At 52.9% G+C, this 255-nt stretch carries 1 tRNA gene and 1 rRNA gene; both read right to left on the bottom strand.

Features of this window, described 5'->3' with window-relative positions:
* Positions 1-13: 13 nt before the first annotated feature.
* Positions 14-90, bottom strand: a tRNA-Ile gene (locus M3636_RS29310).
* A 35-nt stretch (positions 91-125) separates the two neighbouring features.
* Positions 126-242, bottom strand: a 5S ribosomal RNA gene (gene rrf, locus M3636_RS29315).
* Between the last annotated feature and the right edge of the window lie 13 nt (positions 243-255).

Here is a 255-nt window from a genome sequence, read left to right on the forward strand (position 1 = left end):
TTTAAGGTGTAAATGGTGGGCCCTGGTGGACTCGAACCACCGGCCTCACCCTTATCAGAGGTGCGCTCTAACCAACTGAGCTAAGGGCCCACATTATATTTACTTTAGAACCCATAATGGGTTACGCTTGGCGGCGTTCTACTCTCCCAGGACCCTGCGGTCCAAGTACCATTGACGCTGAAGGGCTTAACGGTCGTGTTCGGGATGGGAACGTGTGGAACCCCTTCGCTATCGCCACCAAACGTTTGAGAGTTT

The organism is Paenibacillus sp. MER 99-2, assembly GCF_023714095.1.
Taxonomy (GTDB): domain Bacteria; phylum Bacillota; class Bacilli; order Paenibacillales; family Paenibacillaceae; genus Paenibacillus.